General features: G+C 57.0%; 17 protein-coding genes. 12 read left to right on the top strand and 5 right to left on the bottom strand.

Annotation, left to right across the window (positions count from 1 at the left end):
• Window positions 1-46: 46 nt before the first annotated feature.
• Both BH712_RS02800 and BH712_RS02795 read left to right on the top strand, forming a co-directional pair.
• Window positions 47-1,642 (top strand): ABC transporter substrate-binding protein, encoded by a 1,596-nt coding sequence (locus tag BH712_RS02800; protein WP_032673827.1) that lies wholly within the window; start codon window positions 47-49, stop codon window positions 1,640-1,642.
• Between the two features lie 134 nt (window positions 1,643-1,776).
• Window positions 1,777-2,451, top strand: coding sequence for a DUF3313 domain-containing protein (locus BH712_RS02795; RefSeq protein WP_006810603.1), 675 nt, complete (start codon window positions 1,777-1,779; stop codon window positions 2,449-2,451).
• A 33-nt stretch (window positions 2,452-2,484) separates the two neighbouring features.
• On the opposite strand, the gene BH712_RS02790 is transcribed toward BH712_RS02795, so the two are convergent.
• Complete coding sequence (locus BH712_RS02790; RefSeq protein ID WP_006810604.1) at window positions 2,485-3,381, bottom strand: DMT family transporter; 897 nt, start codon at window positions 3,379-3,381, stop codon at window positions 2,485-2,487.
• A gap of 174 nt (window positions 3,382-3,555) precedes the next feature.
• On the opposite strand from BH712_RS02790, the gene BH712_RS02785 reads away from it, so the two are divergent.
• The gene (locus BH712_RS02785; RefSeq protein ID WP_006810606.1) at window positions 3,556-4,428 is read left to right on the top strand and encodes a helix-turn-helix domain-containing protein; all 873 of its coding nucleotides are present in this window, start codon (window positions 3,556-3,558) and stop codon (window positions 4,426-4,428) included.
• Here the strand turns inward: BH712_RS02785 and BH712_RS02780 are convergent.
• Window positions 4,408-5,574, bottom strand: a complete 1,167-nt coding sequence (locus BH712_RS02780) for a benzoate/H(+) symporter BenE family transporter (protein ID WP_006810607.1) — start codon at window positions 5,572-5,574, stop codon at window positions 4,408-4,410. The genes BH712_RS02785 and BH712_RS02780 overlap by 21 nt on opposite strands.
• Window positions 5,575-5,666: 92 nt before the next feature.
• On the opposite strand from BH712_RS02780, the gene BH712_RS02775 reads away from it, so the two are divergent.
• Window positions 5,667-6,194 carry a helix-turn-helix domain-containing protein gene (locus tag BH712_RS02775; RefSeq protein ID WP_032673828.1) on the top strand — a complete coding sequence of 176 codons (528 nt, stop codon included), beginning with the start codon at window positions 5,667-5,669 and terminating at the stop codon, window positions 6,192-6,194.
• Between the two features lie 80 nt (window positions 6,195-6,274).
• Window positions 6,275-8,239, top strand: coding sequence for a peptidase U32 family protein (locus BH712_RS02770; RefSeq protein WP_006810609.1), 1,965 nt, complete (start codon window positions 6,275-6,277; stop codon window positions 8,237-8,239).
• Here BH712_RS02770 and BH712_RS02765 read toward each other — a convergent pair.
• Entirely contained in the window at window positions 8,236-8,469 is a 234-nt protein-coding gene (locus BH712_RS02765; RefSeq protein ID WP_006810610.1) for a DUF2554 family protein, read from the bottom strand. The two genes, BH712_RS02770 and BH712_RS02765, sit on opposite strands and share 4 nt — an antisense overlap.
• Before the next feature lie 243 nt (window positions 8,470-8,712).
• Between BH712_RS02765 and BH712_RS02760 the strand changes: the two genes are divergently transcribed.
• Window positions 8,713-9,075 carry a hypothetical protein gene (locus BH712_RS02760; protein ID WP_000721089.1) on the top strand — a complete coding sequence of 121 codons (363 nt, stop codon included), beginning with the start codon at window positions 8,713-8,715 and terminating at the stop codon, window positions 9,073-9,075.
• 151 nt (window positions 9,076-9,226) lie between these two features.
• Here the strand turns inward: BH712_RS02760 and ftrA are convergent, their stop codons facing one another.
• Window positions 9,227-10,222, bottom strand: coding sequence for a transcriptional regulator FtrA (gene ftrA / locus BH712_RS02755; protein WP_006810611.1), 996 nt, complete (start codon window positions 10,220-10,222; stop codon window positions 9,227-9,229).
• 73 nt (window positions 10,223-10,295) lie between these two features.
• Here ftrA and BH712_RS02750 point away from each other — a divergent pair, with 73 nt between their 5' ends.
• Both BH712_RS02750 and BH712_RS02745 read left to right on the top strand, forming a co-directional pair.
• Window positions 10,296-10,706, top strand: a complete 411-nt coding sequence (locus BH712_RS02750) for a rhodanese-like domain-containing protein (RefSeq protein WP_006810612.1) — start codon at window positions 10,296-10,298, stop codon at window positions 10,704-10,706.
• 156 nt (window positions 10,707-10,862) lie between these two features.
• The gene (locus BH712_RS02745) at window positions 10,863-11,966 is read left to right on the top strand and encodes a cobalamin-independent methionine synthase II family protein (RefSeq protein WP_006810613.1); all 1,104 of its coding nucleotides are present in this window, start codon (window positions 10,863-10,865) and stop codon (window positions 11,964-11,966) included.
• A 22-nt stretch (window positions 11,967-11,988) separates the two neighbouring features.
• Here the strand turns inward: BH712_RS02745 and BH712_RS24485 are convergent, their stop codons facing one another.
• Window positions 11,989-12,174, bottom strand: coding sequence for a hypothetical protein (locus BH712_RS24485; protein ID WP_006810614.1), 186 nt, complete (start codon window positions 12,172-12,174; stop codon window positions 11,989-11,991).
• Between BH712_RS24485 and urtA the strand changes: the two genes are divergently transcribed.
• The 4 genes from urtA to urtD are packed head-to-tail and all read left to right on the top strand — an operon-like array spanning window position 12,169 to window position 16,909.
• Window positions 12,169-13,440 carry an urea ABC transporter substrate-binding protein gene (gene urtA, locus BH712_RS02740; protein ID WP_006810615.1) on the top strand — a complete coding sequence of 424 codons (1,272 nt, stop codon included), beginning with the start codon at window positions 12,169-12,171 and terminating at the stop codon, window positions 13,438-13,440. The genes BH712_RS24485 and urtA overlap by 6 nt on opposite strands.
• Before the next feature lie 24 nt (window positions 13,441-13,464).
• Window positions 13,465-15,039 carry an urea ABC transporter permease subunit UrtB gene (gene urtB, locus BH712_RS02735; RefSeq protein WP_006810617.1) on the top strand — a complete coding sequence of 525 codons (1,575 nt, stop codon included), beginning with the start codon at window positions 13,465-13,467 and terminating at the stop codon, window positions 15,037-15,039.
• On the top strand, window positions 15,039-16,112 hold the full coding sequence (gene urtC / locus BH712_RS02730) for an urea ABC transporter permease subunit UrtC (protein WP_006810618.1): 1,074 nt from the start codon (window positions 15,039-15,041) through the stop codon (window positions 16,110-16,112). The genes urtB and urtC overlap by 1 nt, the downstream gene beginning before the upstream one ends.
• A complete protein-coding gene (urtD, locus tag BH712_RS02725; RefSeq protein WP_006810619.1) occupies window positions 16,112-16,909 on the top strand; it encodes an urea ABC transporter ATP-binding protein UrtD in 798 nt (265 codons plus the stop codon). Before urtC ends, urtD begins: the two co-directional genes overlap by 1 nt.
• Window positions 16,910-16,914: the final 5 nt, after the last annotated feature.

The following is a 16,914-nucleotide window of genomic DNA, read 5'->3' as shown; positions in this document are numbered from 1 at the left end:
GCAAAAGAAGTAATTAGCCGTCGAATTAAAAAGACAGGAATAAATGATGAAAAGCACATTCACAATGATAACGCTGGCGCTTGCTGCGCTGACGGTCAGTTCCACCGTCGCGGCAAAAACGCTGGTGTATTGCTCTGAAGGATCGCCGGAAAACTTCAATCCTCAGCTCTATACCTCGGGAACCAGCGTGGACGCCAGCGCGGTACCGGTTTATAACCGTCTGGTCGATTTCAAACCGGGCACCACCGAACTGGTGCCGAGCCTGGCGGAAAGCTGGGAAGTCAGCGAGGATGGCAAGATTTACACCTTCCATCTGCGCAAAGGAGTGAAATTCCACAGTAATAAGCTGTTCACGCCGACGCGCGACTTCAACGCGGATGACGTGATTTTCTCGTTTATGCGCCAGAAGGATGTGAATCATCCGTACCATAACGTCTCAAACGGCAGTTATTCCAACTTCGAAAGTCTGGAGTTCGGCAGCCTGATTACCGCCATTGATAAAGTTGACGATCACACCGTGCGCTTCACTCTGGCGCACCCGGAAGCGCCTTTTGTCGCTGATCTGGCGTGGTACTTTGCCTCCATCCTGTCGGCGGAGTATGCCGATGCCATGCTGAAAGCGGGCACGCCGGAAAAGGTCGATATGCAGCCGATTGGCACCGGGCCGTTTAAGCTCGCACAGTATCAAAAAGATTCCCGCATCCTCTTTACCGCCTTCCCGGACTACTGGCAGGGGAAATCGAAGCTGGATCGTCTGGTGTTCACCATCACGCCGGACGCCTCGGTGCGCTTTGCCAAAGTGGAGAAGAACGAATGTCAGGTGATGCCGTTCCCGAACCCGGCGGATTTGCCGCGTATGAAGGCGAACAAAGACATCAACCTGATGAGCAAGGCCGGGCTGAATACCGGTTTCCTCGCGTTTAACACGCAAAAGCCGCCGCTGGACAACGTAAAAGTGCGCCAGGCGCTGGCGATGGCGATTAACAAACCCGCCATCATTGAGGCGGTCTTCCACGGCACCGGTACGGCGGCGAAAAACCTGCTGCCCCCTGGCGTCTGGAGTGCCGACAGTGCGCTGAAAGATTACGATTACGATCCTGAAAAAGCGAAAGCGCTGTTAACGGAAGCGGGATTTGCCTATGGCGTCAGCATCGAACTGTGGGCGATGCCCGTGCAGCGGCCCTATAACCCGAACGCGAAGCGTATGGCGGAGATGATCCAGGCGGACTGGTCGAAAGTTGGCGTGCAGGCCAAAATCGTGACCTACGAATGGGGCGAATACCTGAAGCGCGTGAAAGGCGGGGAGCATCAGGCCGCGCTGATGGGCTGGACAACGGCGACGGGCGATCCGGATAACTTCTTCGGCCCGCTCTTTACCTGTACGTCCGCCAACGGCGGGTCGAACTCGGCGAAATGGTGTTATAAGCCGTTTGATGACCTGATTGCCGAAGCAAAATCGATAACCGATCGCGAAAAACGCGTGGCGCTGTACAAGCAGGCGCAGCAGATGATGCACGATCAAATGCCGGCGGTAATGATTGCCCACTCGACAATCTTTGAGCCAGTCCGTAAAGAGGTCACAGGCTATGAAATCGATCCCTTTGGCAAACATCTGTTCTGGCAGGTCGATCTGAAAGAGTAATATTTCACCGCCCGGCCTCCGTCCGGGCATTTTTTCACTATTTGTGCTGTCTTCGTCATTTTTTGCCACAACACATCGCCCGGTTTTTTGTTATAACTTCAAATGCATACTTGCAGATAACATGGAATACCATAATGCGTACTCATCCTTTTTTTAAAGTGGCAGTGCTTTCTGGTCTGTTAGCGCTGGCTGGCTGTGCGTCAAAAGTCGCGGCTCCCGAACAGTATTCAGGCTTTTTAAAAGACTATTCCAGCTTGCAGCAGACAACGTCTGCGACGGGTAAACCGACGCTGCGTTGGGTTGATCCTTCATATAACCCGGCGAATTACGACAGCATTATCTGGACGCCGATCTCGTATTATCCAAAGCCACAACCGTCCACCCAGATTGGGCAAAAAACGCTTGATGAGCTGCTGAGTTATACCAATAACAAACTGAAAACCGCGATTGGCCAGCGTAAGCCGATTGTGACGACGCCAGGCAAACATAGCCTGATCTTCCGCGGTGCCATCACGGGTGTGAGTTCAGACAAAGAAGGTTTGCAGTTCTATGAGGTCGTGCCAGTGGCGCTACTGGTCGCGGGTACGCAGATGGCAACTGGTCATCGCACCATGGATACGCATCTGTTCTTCGAGGGTGAGTTAATTGACGCGGCCACGAACAAACCGGTTGTTAAGGTTGTTCGTAAAGGCGAAGGGAAAGAGCTGGCAAACGAAAATACGCCGATGGGCTTCGCAACCCTGAAACAGGTTGTGGATGACATGGCGACCGATGCCACCATGTTTGACGTTCATCCGACGGCGAAATAACGATGATGGCCTGCTTGTTCGCAGGCCGTTTTTTTATGCCGTCCGCAGGCGCCGGAACCAGGTTTCTGGTTTGGTAAACATCACCATATTCCCCCCCAGAATCAACAGCAGGCCCACGATCCCATTGAGATGCCACACGTAGCCCTCATACACCGTTGAAATCGACAGCGCCACCAGCGGGAACAGCAGGGTACTGTATGCGGCTTTACCGGGACCAATGCGGCCCACCAGCGTAAAGTAGGCGCCGAACGCAATCACCGAGCCAAACAGCGCAAGATAGAGCAGCGCCCCCATATAGCTCACCGTCCATTCCGGCATAAAGCTTTCGCCCCTGAAGAGAGCGATAAGGCCCATCACGACGGTGCCATACAGCATCGCCCAGGCGTTGGTGGTCATGGTTTCCAGCCCGTTTCGCTGATGACGCATGCTGATCATATTCCCCAGCGAGAAGCCGTAGGTGCCAAGAGCGGAAAGCCCGATGCCCGTAAGCAACGACGCGCTCCAGCCGCTGGCGAGCAGATCGTTCCAGAACAGGGTAATGATCCCGATAAGCCCCAGCGCTGCCGCCGTCCAAAACCGGGCGGGTGGACGTTGACCGAAGAAGATAAAGCTGTTGATGGCGTTATACAGCACGGCCATTGAGAAAATCACCGACTCAAGGCCGGTATTGATATGGGCGGCGGCGGTGTAAAAGCACCAGAAGTTGAAACAGAAAACGCAGCAGCCCTGAAGCATGCAGTAGAGGTGATCCCGCAGCGCCAGCCTGCGCAGTCGGCGAAGGGCGACCAGGACGATCATCATCGTGGCGCTGGCCACGGCGAAGCGCCAGAAAATGGAGACAGGCGCTGCAACCGGCCCCTGTTGCAAAAAAATGGCGATCCAGGTCGTGCCCCAGATCACAACGACCAGCCCATAGAGTAATGCGTTCATGGTTTCTCTCTTCTCATACCGCGAAAAACAACAGTGTGGCGAAAGAGAAGGAAAGCGGCTTTCATCGGTTTGCGCCGGACTTGCAAATTCTTGCGCTTTTTTCTCATGCGAACGCTGGTAACAGGCTGCAACACTTCTTAGACTGACAGTCTGATTAATCACCTGTTTACGGCCATGTCTCTCGTTTACGACACCTTTGAAACGTTACGCCAACAAAATGCGGTGCTGCGGGAAACCGTCGCGCTCAATACTGGCATTCAACTGGCGGCGTGGTACAACAAGCACGACACGATCACCGTGAAAAGCAACCATCACACCCTTAGCCTGTACGTGGCGGATGGCTATGAAAGCTATCAAAAAACGCCGGGTGGCTGGAAAAATGGCGGCGGGCCGGACCGTTTTTGTCTGATGCCGGAAGAGAGCGAATCCACGTGGGATATTCGTGATGACCTGTCGTTCGTGCACCTCTACTGTACCGATGAACATCTGCGGGATGTGGGGGAGAAAATCTGGGATAAACGTCCGCTATCGCTGACGCTGGAGGAAAAAATCTTCGGCAGCGATCCGAAAATCACCGCCCTTTATCGCCAGTTTTTGCTCGGCTGCGACTGGCAGCAGAACGCCAATCAGCTCACCCTGAGCACCGCGTCGACCTTATTGCTGACGCATCTGGTCCAGCACTATTCCAGCGTGCAGTGGAAGCTGCCGGTGGTGACCGGCGGGTTATCGCCGTTTGTGCTGCGTAACGTGCTGGCCTTTATCGAAGAAAATCTGGCGCAACCCTTAACGCTGGCGGAACTGGCAGGCCAGGCGGCACTCAGTGAGTATCATTTTGCGCGGATGTTCCGCCAGTCGATGGGGCTGGCGCCGCATCAGTACGTCATGCAGCGCCGCATGGAGAAGGCCAAAGCGCTGGTGCAGCACACAACCACGCCGCTCACCGACATCGCGCTGGCCTGCGGATTTAACTCCGCCAGCCATTTCAGTAACCGTTTTCGCAGCATGACCGGCATTACGCCGTCACAGCTACGCGCGGCGAAGGCGTGAGAGGACGGCGTAACAGATCCCACCCAGCACCAGCCCCCAGAAGGCGGAGCCAATCCCCAGGATCGTGACGCCGCTGGCGGTCATCAGGAAGGTGACGATTGCCGCGTCACGTTCTGCTTCATGGTTCAGTGCCTGATACAAACTCCCGCTGATAGTGCCGAGCAGGGCCAGCCCGGCCAGCGTCTGGACCCCGCTCAGCGGCAGGGCGGCCATCAGCCCGGAAATTGACCCGCCGAACACCCCAGCCAGCAGATAAAACCCGCCAGCCGCCGCCGCGGCCAGCCAGCGTTTACTGGCATCCGGATGGGCGTCCTGGCTCTGGCAGATGGCGGCGGTGATGGCGGCGATGCAGACAGAATAAACGCCGAAGGGAGACAACAGCAGCGCCAGCCCGCCGGTGGCAACGATCAGCGGTGAGACCGGCAGCGGATAGCCCGATGCCTGCATGGTGGCGAAGCCGGGCGCATTCTGCGAGGCCATGGTCACCAGGAAGAAGGGTAAGCCGATGCTAATCATGCTGGTGAACGTGAACGCAGGGGCAATGAATTCCGGCATCACTACCGATAATGTCATCTTATCCGTGACAACGTCACCTCCGGCCCAGGCCACAAGGATCCCGACCAGCAGCGTGGCGACAATGGCGTACCGGGGTGCCACGGCTTTAGCCACCAGCCAGGCGGCCAACATACTGCCACAAAGAACACCTTGACCCTCAAGATTGCTGAATGCCTTCAGGCCAAACTGTAACAACACGCCTGCCAGCATGGCGGCGGCAAGCGAATGCGGGATCAGTTTCATCAATCGGGCAAACAGGCCGGTGACGCCGCACAGCAGAATCAGTGCATTGGCAAATATAAAGACCCCGATGGTTTCCGCCAGCGTGACGCCTTGCAGGCTGGTGGCGAGCAGCGCCGCGCCGGGGGTCGACCAGGCGGTGAGCACGGGGGCTTTATACCACCACGACAATGCCAGCGTGCTGATCCCCATTCCTAGCCCCAGCGCGGTCATCCATCCTGCGATTTGCTGTGAACTGGCGCCAGCCGCGGCCGCGGCCTGCCAGATAATGGCGGCAGAGCTGGCATAACCCACCAGCACGGCAACAAAACCGGCCAGTACGGCAGGAAAGAGAGAGGTAGTCGATCGCATGAAAACTCCGTTGTGCGTTATAACGTCCGGGGTAAGGTATCACTGTGCGCTATAGCGTACAAGTGGTATGCTTTGTCGCAACGGGAGGAACCATGGACATAACGCAACACCTTGCAACCACACTGAAAGCGCTGCGCCAGGCGCGGGGCTGGAGCCTGTCGAAACTGGCGGAAGAGACGGGCGTATCGAAAGCGATGCTTGGGCAAATCGAACGCAACGAGTCCAGCCCGACGGTCTCTACCTTGTGGAAAATCGCAACCGGGCTGAACGTGCCTTTTTCGGCATTTATCACCCCAGAGAGCGACCCGCAGGCGGTGTTCGATCCGCAGCAGCAGGCGATGGTGGTGAAACCGCTTTTCCCCTGGGACGACCAGCTTAAGTTTGACCATTTCTCCATCACGCTGTCGCCCGGCGCGCTGAGCGAGTCCACGCCGCACGAAGCCGGGGTGATTGAACACGTGGTAGTGATAAGCGGTGTTCTGGACATGCAAATCGACGGTATCTGGCGGACGATTCAAGCTGATTCGGGTGCGCGTTTTGCTGGCGATAAACCGCACGCGTACCGCAACAGCAGCGCCCGGACGGTGCATTTTCACTCTCTGATCCATTATCCCCGCTAAAGCGTCGCAAAACGGTTTCACTGACACAGACTTCTGACTACAATAGCCGCCATTTTGACCATAACGGATAACGACGAAGTATGCGCCTGCACTCCCATCATCTTGAACTGCTAAGCCCGGCCCGCGACGCCGCCATTGCCCGTGAAGCCATTCTTCACGGTGCAGATGCCGTCTACATTGGCGGCCCTGGCTTCGGTGCCCGTCATAACGCCAGCAACAGCCTGCGCGACATTGCCGAACTGGTACCGTTTGCCCACCGTTTCGGGGCGAAGGTGTTCGTGACCCTGAACACCATTCTTCATGATGATGAACTGGAGCCTGCGCAGCGTCTGATCACCGATCTCTACCAGACCGGCGTTGACGCCCTGATCGTTCAGGATATGGGCGTTCTGGAACTGGATATCCCGCCGATTGAGCTTCACGCCAGCACCCAGTGCGATATCCGCACCGTTGAGAAGGCGAAGTTTCTCTCGGACGTCGGATTTACGCAGATTGTTCTGGCGCGCGAGCTGAACCTCAATCAGATCCGCGATATCCACCAGGCAACCGACGCGACGATTGAATTCTTTATCCACGGCGCGCTGTGCGTGGCCTATTCCGGTCAGTGCAACATTTCCCACGCCCAGACGGGGCGCAGCGCTAACCGGGGAGATTGCTCCCAGGCCTGCCGTCTGCCGTATACCCTGAAAGACGATCAGGGCCGCGTGGTGGCGTTCGAAAAACACCTCTTGTCGATGAAAGATAACGATCAGACGGCGAACCTCGGCGCGCTGATCGACGCCGGGGTACGCTCCTTCAAAATTGAAGGGCGCTACAAAGACATGAGCTATGTGAAAAATATCACCGCGCATTATCGCCAGATGCTGGATACCATCATCGACGATCGCGGGGATCTGGCGCGCGCCTCCGCCGGACGTACAGAGCATTTCTTTATTCCGTCTACGGATAAAACCTTCCACCGCGGCAGTACGGATTATTTTGTCAATGCGCGCAAAGGGGATATCGGCGCGTTTGATTCACCAAAGTTTATCGGCCTGCCGGTAGGTGAAGTGCTGAAAGTGGCGAAAGACCATCTTGACGTTCAGGTGACAGAGCCGCTGGCGAACGGCGATGGTCTCAACGTGATGATCAAACGTGAAGTGGTGGGTTTCCGCGCCAATACGGTGGAGAAAACCGGCGAAAATCGCTATCGCGTCTGGCCGAACGAAATGCCAGCCGATCTCTACAAAGCGCGTCCCAACGCGGCGCTGAACCGTAACCTGGACCACAACTGGCAGCAGGCCTTGCTCAAAACCTCCAGCGAGCGCCGCATTGCGGTGGATATCGCGCTGGGGGGCTGGGAAGAGCAGCTGATCCTGACCATGACCTGTGAAGACGGTATCAGCGTCACGCATACCCTCGACGGCCTGTTCGAGGTGGCGAACAATGCGGAGAAAGCGCTCAACAGCCTTAAGGATGGCGTGGCGAAGCTGGGGCAGACCATCTATTACGCGCGTAATATTGAGGTGAACCTGCCGGATGCGCTGTTTGTGCCGAACAGCCTGCTGAACCAGTTCCGCCGTGAAACGGCCGAGATGCTGGATGAAGCCCGTCTGGCTAACTATCCGCGCGGCAGCCGTAAGGCCGAAGCGGTGCCTGCGCCGGTCTACCCGGACACCCATCTCTCCTTCCTGGCGAACGTTTACAACCACAAGGCGCGCGCGTTTTATCATCGTCACGGCGTGCAGCTGATTGACGCCGCGTATGAAGCGCATGAAGAGAAGGGCGATGTCCCGGTGATGATCACCAAACACTGCCTGCGCTTTGCCTTTAACCTTTGCCCGAAACAGGCGAAAGGCAATATTAAAAGCTGGAAAGCGACGCCGATGCAGCTGGTGAATGGCGATGAAGTGCTGACGCTGAAGTTTGACTGCCGTCCGTGTGAAATGCACGTTATCGGCAAGATGAAGAATCACATCTTTAAAATGCCACCACCGGGCAGCATTGTGGCGTCCGTCAGCCCGGACGATTTGATGAAAACCCTGCCGAAGCGTAAAGGCAGCTAACCCGGAAAGTGGGTATCCGGTTTGCGCGATTTCTGCCAGGCATGGTGTTCGCGCAACCCCTCCGCAGACTCCTCGGCCTCACTGCGTAACTCGTCGCTGTCAGCTTCATGTCGAAGCTGATGGTCGGCGTTTTTCACATACAGAAATTTATGTCCTTTGTGCTCCGCCATCACTTGTCCTGAGAACAGCGCGCCGATCAGCATGAGTAGTGAAAACCCTTTTCTGAACATCCTTTAGCCCCCGAAAATACGCTACGGTCATCGTAGGGATAATTTCATAGAGTAATTATTACACTCTTTAAATTTGAGAAAAAAGACTGTCAAAATTTGTGGTCGCAATTAAACGCACATAAGACTATTCTTAAAAGCTATATTGACGTTGTAAACTCCCATTTCTGGTATGCAAAGAACAACTAGATTTGTTGGGAAATCATTTACAATAAGACTTTTCTGGCTAAGGATTGGATCGAATAAATGAAAAAAATAATTGTGCTATCACTTCTGGGCGTAGTGGTTGCGGCAGGTGCTGCGGCCAGCATCTATTCAAATGAAGAACCAGAATATATTCAGTCAGCAAAAAGCCGTGTCGGATCGTATTTAACCAGCGATTACGGACGTGTCGAATGTAATAGCACCCAGGTCAGTGAAGATCGTTGGGAACTGGGCTGTACCAATAAGGCGAGGGGTAAGACCTTCCAGTTCGCCGTTTATCCTTCAGAGCAGGCGCCGTATGGGGTCTCTCGCGCATTTTATCTCGAAGCGATTAATGATGATGCCCGCCAGAGCGCAGAGCAGGGGCTGATGCGTTATCTGCAAATTAATACCAAAGCGGGTTAATCGATTCGTTTATGCTTCGTTGAGGCTCACAGTGATAGATTGCAGGTGATCCGCATTCCGGTATGGAATACCGGAGCGTAGATACCAAAATACAAATCTATCCATGCAAGCATTTACCGCCAGATTATGGCGGTTTTTTTTTGTCTGTTTATCATCCCGGCTGCAAAAATTTTTTGCGATATTGCGCGGGCGAAAGCGCAAATTGCTGCCGGAAATGGTGGCGCAGCGTGGCGCTTTGCCCAAATCCGGTTTGTTCCGCAATATTGTCGATACTGAGTCGACTGTTTTCGAGATAATCTTTTACCCGCTGCAATCGCGCAGTCAATAACCAGCGCGCGGGCGTTGTTCCGGTTGCGTCCTGGAAACGACGTAGAAAGGTGCGCTGACTCATACCAACCCGCAGGGCCAGCGATTCGACGGTATGGGAAACAGCCAGATGCTGGTGAAGATAGTCAAACAGCTGGCCCAAACGCTGGCTCTCCCGCAACTGGGCCACCGGTCGGCTAAGTTGCTGGGTTTGCGAGCCGTCCCGATGGGGCGGGATCACCAGTCGACGCGCCACGCGGTTTGCCGCCTCCATACCGTAATTCCGTCGCACCACGTGCAGGCACAGATCAATCCCCGCGGCGCTGCCTGCGGAAGTGAGAATATCGCCCTCGTCCTGATACAGGACATCTTCGACCACGGTAATGGCGGGATAGCGTGTTTTCAGGGCTTGCGTGTAGCGCCAGTGGGTGGTTGCCTTCCGGCCATTAAGCAGACCTGATGCCGCCAGAACAAAAACGCCAGAACAGATCGAGAGTAGCTGGCAACCGCGCGCATGCGCCGCGCGGAGCGCCTGGCAGAGCGCCTCGGGTACGGGTTCGTCCAGCCCTCGCCAGCCGGGAACAATCACCACATCCGCCGTCTCCAGCAGACGCAGATCGCCATCGGCAATAATCCGGATCCCGCCCGTTGCCCGGAGTTCGCCGTCATCCACGCTCGCCACGGCGAACTGATACCACTCCTCGCCCATTTCCGGGCGCGGCAGGCCAAAGATTTCTACCGCCACACCAAACTCAAAGGTACATAAACCGTCATAGGCCAGCACGACGGCGCGCGGAGAGGGATGACTTAAGTTTGTCATCTTTTTGCTGTTTTCTGGCATAGGCGGACGCATTCATGGGCTGAATTAAGGGATAGAGTAGTGTTAACACAAACACCCCAAATGAGGAAGATTCATGAGCTATGTTACTGAATTTCCGGCTGCTGAGCCGCAGGAAGCCGTGGGACATTTTCTGCGTCGTCTGAGCGTTGAGACGGACTGCGCCGATGTGCATCACGCCGTGTCCAGCGGTGAGCAGGACTTTGTTCTGCTGCACGTGGTCGGAAAACCTGAGCATTTTGCCCGGCGGCACCTGCCCGGGGCGCTGCATTTGCCCTGGAGCCAGATCACCGCAGAGCGGATGAAAGCGTGGCCGGAAGAGACATTGTTTGTCGTCTATTGTGCAGGCCCGCACTGCAACGGGGCGGACCGGGCGGCGCTGAAGCTGGCGCGTCTGGGTCTGCCGGTCAAAATTATGCTCGGGGGCATGACCGGCTGGGAAGATGAGGAGTTCGCCTTTGCAGGTTCCGCATCATCCGCCCTGTGAACATGAATTTATTTCAACACAGATGAAATTTTCTCGTTTGTCGGCAGGGGGCCGGTATGACATCTTTTCAGGACGTTTAGACATCCAGAAGTCTAAAACTTCAAGAGATGAATTATCACTGTGGGCAATTAACGCCGACAGACAGAGGAGATTTCCATGCAGCGACACCACGCCCCGTACCGCGCCGATGTAGTCGGCAGTTTTTTACGCCCGGATGCCATTAAACAGGCCCGTCTGCAATTTGCCCGCGGTGAGATCGATGCCGGGCAGCTTCGCGCGGTCGAGGACGAGGCCATTCGCCATGTTGTCGAGCAGCAGTGCGCCTGCGGCCTGCATGTGGTGACGGACGGTGAATTCCGCCGCGCCTGGTGGCACTTTGACTTCTTCGACGGGCTACAGGGCGTGGAGCGTTATGATTCCCAGCAGGGCATTCAGTTCAACGGGGTGCAGACCAAAGCCCACGGCGTGCGCGTAACGGGCAAACTGGGCTTCGGCGATCATCCTATGCTGGACGATTTCCGCTACCTCAAAAGCATCAGCGGTAACGCACAGCCGAAGATGACCATTCCTAGCCCGAGCGTGCTGCACTTCCGCGGTGGGCGCAAGGATATTGATGCCACGGTCTACCCGGATCTGGACGTCTACTTTGACGATCTGGCGACCACCTGGCGCGATGCCATTCGGGCATTTTACGACGCGGGCTGCCGCTATCTGCAACTGGATGACACCGTCTGGGCCTATCTTTGTTCGGATGACCAGCGCCGCCAGATCCGCGAGCGCGGTGATGATGCAGACGAACTTGCCCGCATCTATGCCCGGGTGCTGAATAAAGCGCTGGAAGGCAAACCGGATGACCTGACCATCGGGCTGCACGTCTGCCGCGGCAACTTCCGCTCAACCTGGATTTCCGAAGGCGGCTATGAGCCGGTGGCGGAGGTGCTGTTCGGCACGGTGAACGTCGACGCGTTCTTCCTTGAGTATGACAACGACCGTAGCGGCGACTTCGCGCCACTGCGTTTTATCCGCCCGGGTAAACAGCAGGTGGTTCTGGGGCTGATCACGACCAAGCACGGCGAACTGGAGAACCCGGAAGGGGTGAAAGCGCGTCTGGAAGAAGCCGCACAATACGTAGCGAAAGAGCAGATTTGCCTTAGCCCGCAGTGCGGATTTGCCTCCACGGAAGAGGGTAACAGCCTGAGCGAAGCCCAGCAGTGGGATAAAGTTCGCCTGGTCACGCAAATCGCCAGCGACGTCTGGTAACGTTGTCCATAGCGCTGCATTATTACAGTGCAGCGCTATACCATTCTGAGTCGTTTCCCGCCGTTCCTTGCGTCATCCCCTTTAAAAATCCTGCTTCTGCAACCTGGCACTCTTTTTGCTCTCCTGAAACTGGCGTTACTTTTTTCTGCGTCCGGGCGGTAACGGACGTCTTCGCACAGCTTTCTTTTTCAGGAGTGAAAATATGCACCGTCGTACCTTTATTAAAGCGTTCGCCTTGTCCGCCTCCGTGGTCGCCATGGGGATGAGCTTTGGCGTCCAGGCCGCCGAGACCATTAAAGTCGGGATTATGCATTCTCTCTCCGGCACGATGGCCATTTCAGAAACACCCCTGAAAGATGTCGCCCTGATGACCATCGACGAAATCAATGCCAAAGGCGGCGTGCTCGGGAAAAAGCTGGAGCCGGTGGTGGTTGACCCGGCCTCCAACTGGCCGCTGTTTGCCGAAAAAGCCCGCCAGCTTCTGAGCCAGGATAAGGTCGCCGTGGTGTTTGGCTGCTGGACCTCCGTATCGCGTAAATCGGTCCTGCCGGTCTTTGAGGAGCTTAACGGTTTGCTGTTCTATCCGGTGCAGTATGAAGGCGAAGAGATGTCACCTAACGTCTTCTATACCGGTGCGGCACCGAACCAGCAGGCGATCCCGGCGGTGGAGTACCTGATGAGTGAAGACGGCGGCAGCGCGAAACGCTTCTTCCTGCTGGGAACGGACTACGTCTACCCGCGCACCACGAACAAGATCCTCCGCGCCTTCCTGCACTCGAAAGGCGTGGAGGATAAAGATATTGAAGAGGTCTACACCCCGTTTGGTCATAGCGATTACCAGACCATTGTTGCCAATATCAAGAAATTCTCCACAGGCGGTAAAACGGCGGTGGTCTCCACCATCAACGGTGATTCCAACGTGCCTTTCTATAAAGAGCTGGCGAACCAGGGGCTGAAAGCCACGGACGTACCGGTGGTGGCGTTCTCGGTGGGCGAGGAAGAACTGCGCGGCATTGATACCAAACCGCTGGTGGGTAACCTGGCGGCGTGGAACTACTTCGAATCCGTTGATAACCCGACCAACCAGACTTTTGTCGCGGCCTACAGAGCTTACGCGAAAGCCCATAAGCTGCCGAATGCCGATACCGTCGTGACCAACGATCCGATGGAAGCGACCTACGTTGGCCTTCATATGTGGGCGCAGGCAGTTGAAAAAGCCGGGACGACCGACGTGGACAAAGTGCGCGCGGCAATGGCGGGCCAGTCGTTCAACGCGCCGTCCGGCTTTACGCTGACCATGGATGCCACCAACCACCACCTGCATAAGCCCGTCATGATTGGTGAAATTGAAGGCAACGGCCAGTTCAACGTCGTCTGGCAGACCGAACAGCCGGTACGCGCTCAGCCGTGGAGCCCGTTTATCGCCGGGAATGACAAAAAGCCTGACCAGCCGATGAAAACTGCCAGCAACTAAGCCGCCACACCAGGGAGAGACGTCATGAACGCCATGCGCATGATTATTGCGATTGTGTGGCTTACCGGACTGCTGCCAGGGATGGCGCAGGCATCGGATGCCGATGATTTCGTTGCCGCCACCCGCAGTCAGCAGACCGCCATGCTCACCCGGTGGGCAGCCACGCCGGAACCCGCACGTTTGCCGCTGCTTAAGGCGCTGCAACAGGAAAACCTCTACACCGACAGCCAGAAACAGGCATTTACCCGCATCGACGGCCAAATGGTTGCCCTGGGCGCGGCAAAACGCGCTGAAGGAGCGACCAAAGCCGTGCGGCTGACCAACCGGCTGCGCGTGTTAACGGTCACGGCGCTGGCGACGCATCAGCTTGTCAGTGACAGTGTCACCGAAAGGCGCAATGCCGCACGACAGCTTCAGCGTGACGCCCAGCCGGATATGCTCGGGTTTCTGCAACAGCGGGCCAATAGCGAAACGGACGATGTCACCCGGCAGTCGCTCATGCTGGCGCTGGCAAACCTTCAGCTGGCTAGCCCGCAGGCGGAAGTACGCCTTAACGCGGTTGAGCTGCTGGGACAGTCCGACGATCCGGACGTTCAGGCCACGCTCGCGCCGTTTACCCGGGCGCAAACCGAGCCGGACGCACGGGTACGTGCCGCCGCTGCGGAGAGCCTTGAGGGTATTCAGCACCGTCTGATGTGGGGCGAACTGTTGGGTCAGGCCTTTATGGGCCTGTCGTTGGGGTCGGTACTGTTGCTGGCCGCGCTCGGGCTGGCTATCACCTACGGTCTGCTGGGGGTGATTAACATGGCCCACGGCGAGATGCTGATGCTCGGAGCGTATGCCACCTGGATGGTGCAACAGATGATGGCGCAGTGGATGCCTCAGTGGCTGGCGCTCTATCCGGTGGTGGCGCTGCCGGTGGCGTTTTGCCTGACGGCAGGTATCGGGATGGTGCTGGAGCGGACGGTGATCCGCCATCTATATGGCCGTCCGCTGGAAACCCTGCTCGCCACCTGGGGGATCAGTCTGATGCTCATCCAGCTGGTGCGCATGACCTTCGGCGCACAGAACCTTGAGGTGGCGAACCCGGCCTGGCTGTCCGGCGGGGTGCAGGTTTTCGCCAACCTGACGCTGCCGTGGAACCGCATTGTGGTGCTCGGGTTTGTGCTGCTGGTGCTGTTCTTCACCTGGCTCCTGCTGAATAAAACGCGTCTGGGCCTGAACGTGCGGGCGGTGACGCAAAACCGCAGCATGGCGGCCTGCTGTGGCGTGCCGACCGGACGGGTGGATATGCTGGCGTTTGGCCTCGGGTCCGGCATTGCCGGGCTGGGCGGCGTGGCATTGTCCCAGTTGGGGAACGTGGGACCAGAGCTGGGCCAGGGATACATCATCGATTCGTTCCTGGTGGTGGTGCTCGGCGGCGTCGGCCAACTGGCCGGTAGCGTCGCGGCGGCCTTTGGTCTGGGGATCTTCAATAAAATTCTCGAACCGCAGATGGGCGCGGTGCTGGGCAAAATCCTGATTCTGGTGGCGATCATTCTGTTTATCCAGAAACGTCCGCAGGGGTTATTCGCACTTAAAGGGAGGGTGACAGACTGATGAGCCAGCCATTGACCTTAACACTGGCGCGCAGTGCACCGCGCACCGCACAAATCTTCGGCAGTCTGCTGGTTGCGGCGCTGCTGGTGCTGCCTTTTCTCGCGCTGTTGCCCGCAACGCATCCGCTGGCCATTTCCACGTGGATGTTAACGCTCATCGGCAAAATCCTCTGCTACGCGGTTGTTGCCGTGGCCCTCGATCTGGTCTGGGGCTATGCCGGAATGCTCTCGCTGGGGCACGGCATATTTTTCGCCCTCGGCGGCTATGCGATGGGGATGTACCTGATGCGCCAGGCGGCGGGCGACGGGCTGCCCGCGTTTATGTCGTTTCTTTCGTGGAGCGAACTGCCCTGGTTCTGGTGGGGAACGCAGCATTTTGCCTGGGCACTGGTATTAATCGTGGCGATCCCCGGTCTGCTGGCGCTGGTTTTCGGCTGGTTTGCTTTCCGCTCGAAGATCAAAGGGGTTTATTTCTCCATCATGACCCAGGCGCTGACCTATGCAGGCATGCTGCTGTTCTTTCGCAATGAAACCGGCTTTGGCGGCAATAACGGCTTTACCGGCTTTACCACGCTGCTCGGGTTTTCCGTTACGGCGACGACGACGCGGATCGCGCTGTTCCTCGCGACGGTAGTGCTGCTGCTTCTGGCCCTGGGCACGGGCTATGCGCTGGCGAAGAGTAAATTTGGCCGCATTTTGACGGCGGTGCGCGATGCGGAAAACCGTCTGACGTTTTGCGGCTACGATCCGCGCGGCTTTAAGCTGCTGGTCTGGACGCTTTCCGCCGTGCTGTGTGGCCTGGCGGGGGCGCTGTACGTTCCGCAGGTGGGCATTATCAACCCGGGTGAAATGTCGCCAACCAACTCGATTGAAGCGGCCATCTGGGTGGCGCTGGGCGGGCGCGGCACCCTGGTAGGTCCGGTGATTGGCGCGGCGCTGGTCAACGGTGCGAAGAGCTTTTTCACCGTGGCGATGCCGGAGTACTGGCAGCTGTTTCTGGGCCTGATTTTCATTGCCGTAACGCTGTTTTTATCACGCGGCGTGTTCGGTCTGTTTCGTAAGGGAGAGAATTAATGCAGCCCTCTGAAGGACTCTTTACCCGGCAGCTACCGGGCGACCGTTACCGCGAGCAGACCGATCCGGTATTGCAGCTTGAGGCCATTAACGTCAGTTTTGACGGTTTTCAGGCGTTGACCGACCTCTCGCTGAATATCGGCGTTGGCGAGTTGCGCTGCATCATTGGCCCTAACGGGGCCGGTAAAACCACGCTGATGGACGTCATAACAGGCAAAACCCGGCCAAAAAGTGGAAAAGCCCTTTACGATCAGTCCATCGATCTGACAGCCCTTGAGCCAGCGGCCATTGCCCGTCAGGGGATTGGTCGTAAGTTTCAGAAGCCGACGGTGTTTGAAGCGCTGACCGTAGGGGAAAACCTCGAAATCGCCATGAAAGCCGACAGGTCCGTCTGGGCGAGCCTGCGGGCCACGCTCAGCAGCGAACAGCGTGACCGCATTGACGAGATGCTGGTTTTACTGCGGCTTGGCAGCGAGCGCGATCGCCGCGCCGGGCTGCTTTCACACGGACAGAAGCAGTTTCTGGAGATAGGCATGCTGCTGGTGCAGGATCCGCACCTGTTGCTGCTGGACGAACCCGCCGCTGGCATGACGGACGCAGAGACGGAATACACTGCCGAGCTGTTCCGAACCCTGGCAGGCAAGCATTCTTTGATGGTGGTTGAGCACGATATGGGCTTCGTCGAGACCATCGCTGATCACGTCACGGTGCTGCATCAGGGGCGCGTGCTGGCGGAAGGCTCGCTTCGCGAGGTACAGGCCAATGAACAGGTGATTGACGTCTATCTGGGACGCTAAGGAGC

The sequence above is a fragment of the Enterobacter hormaechei ATCC 49162 genome (assembly GCF_001875655.1).
GTDB lineage: Bacteria > Pseudomonadota > Gammaproteobacteria > Enterobacterales > Enterobacteriaceae > Enterobacter > Enterobacter hormaechei.
This window is presented reverse-complemented; position numbering and strand designations above follow the sequence as displayed.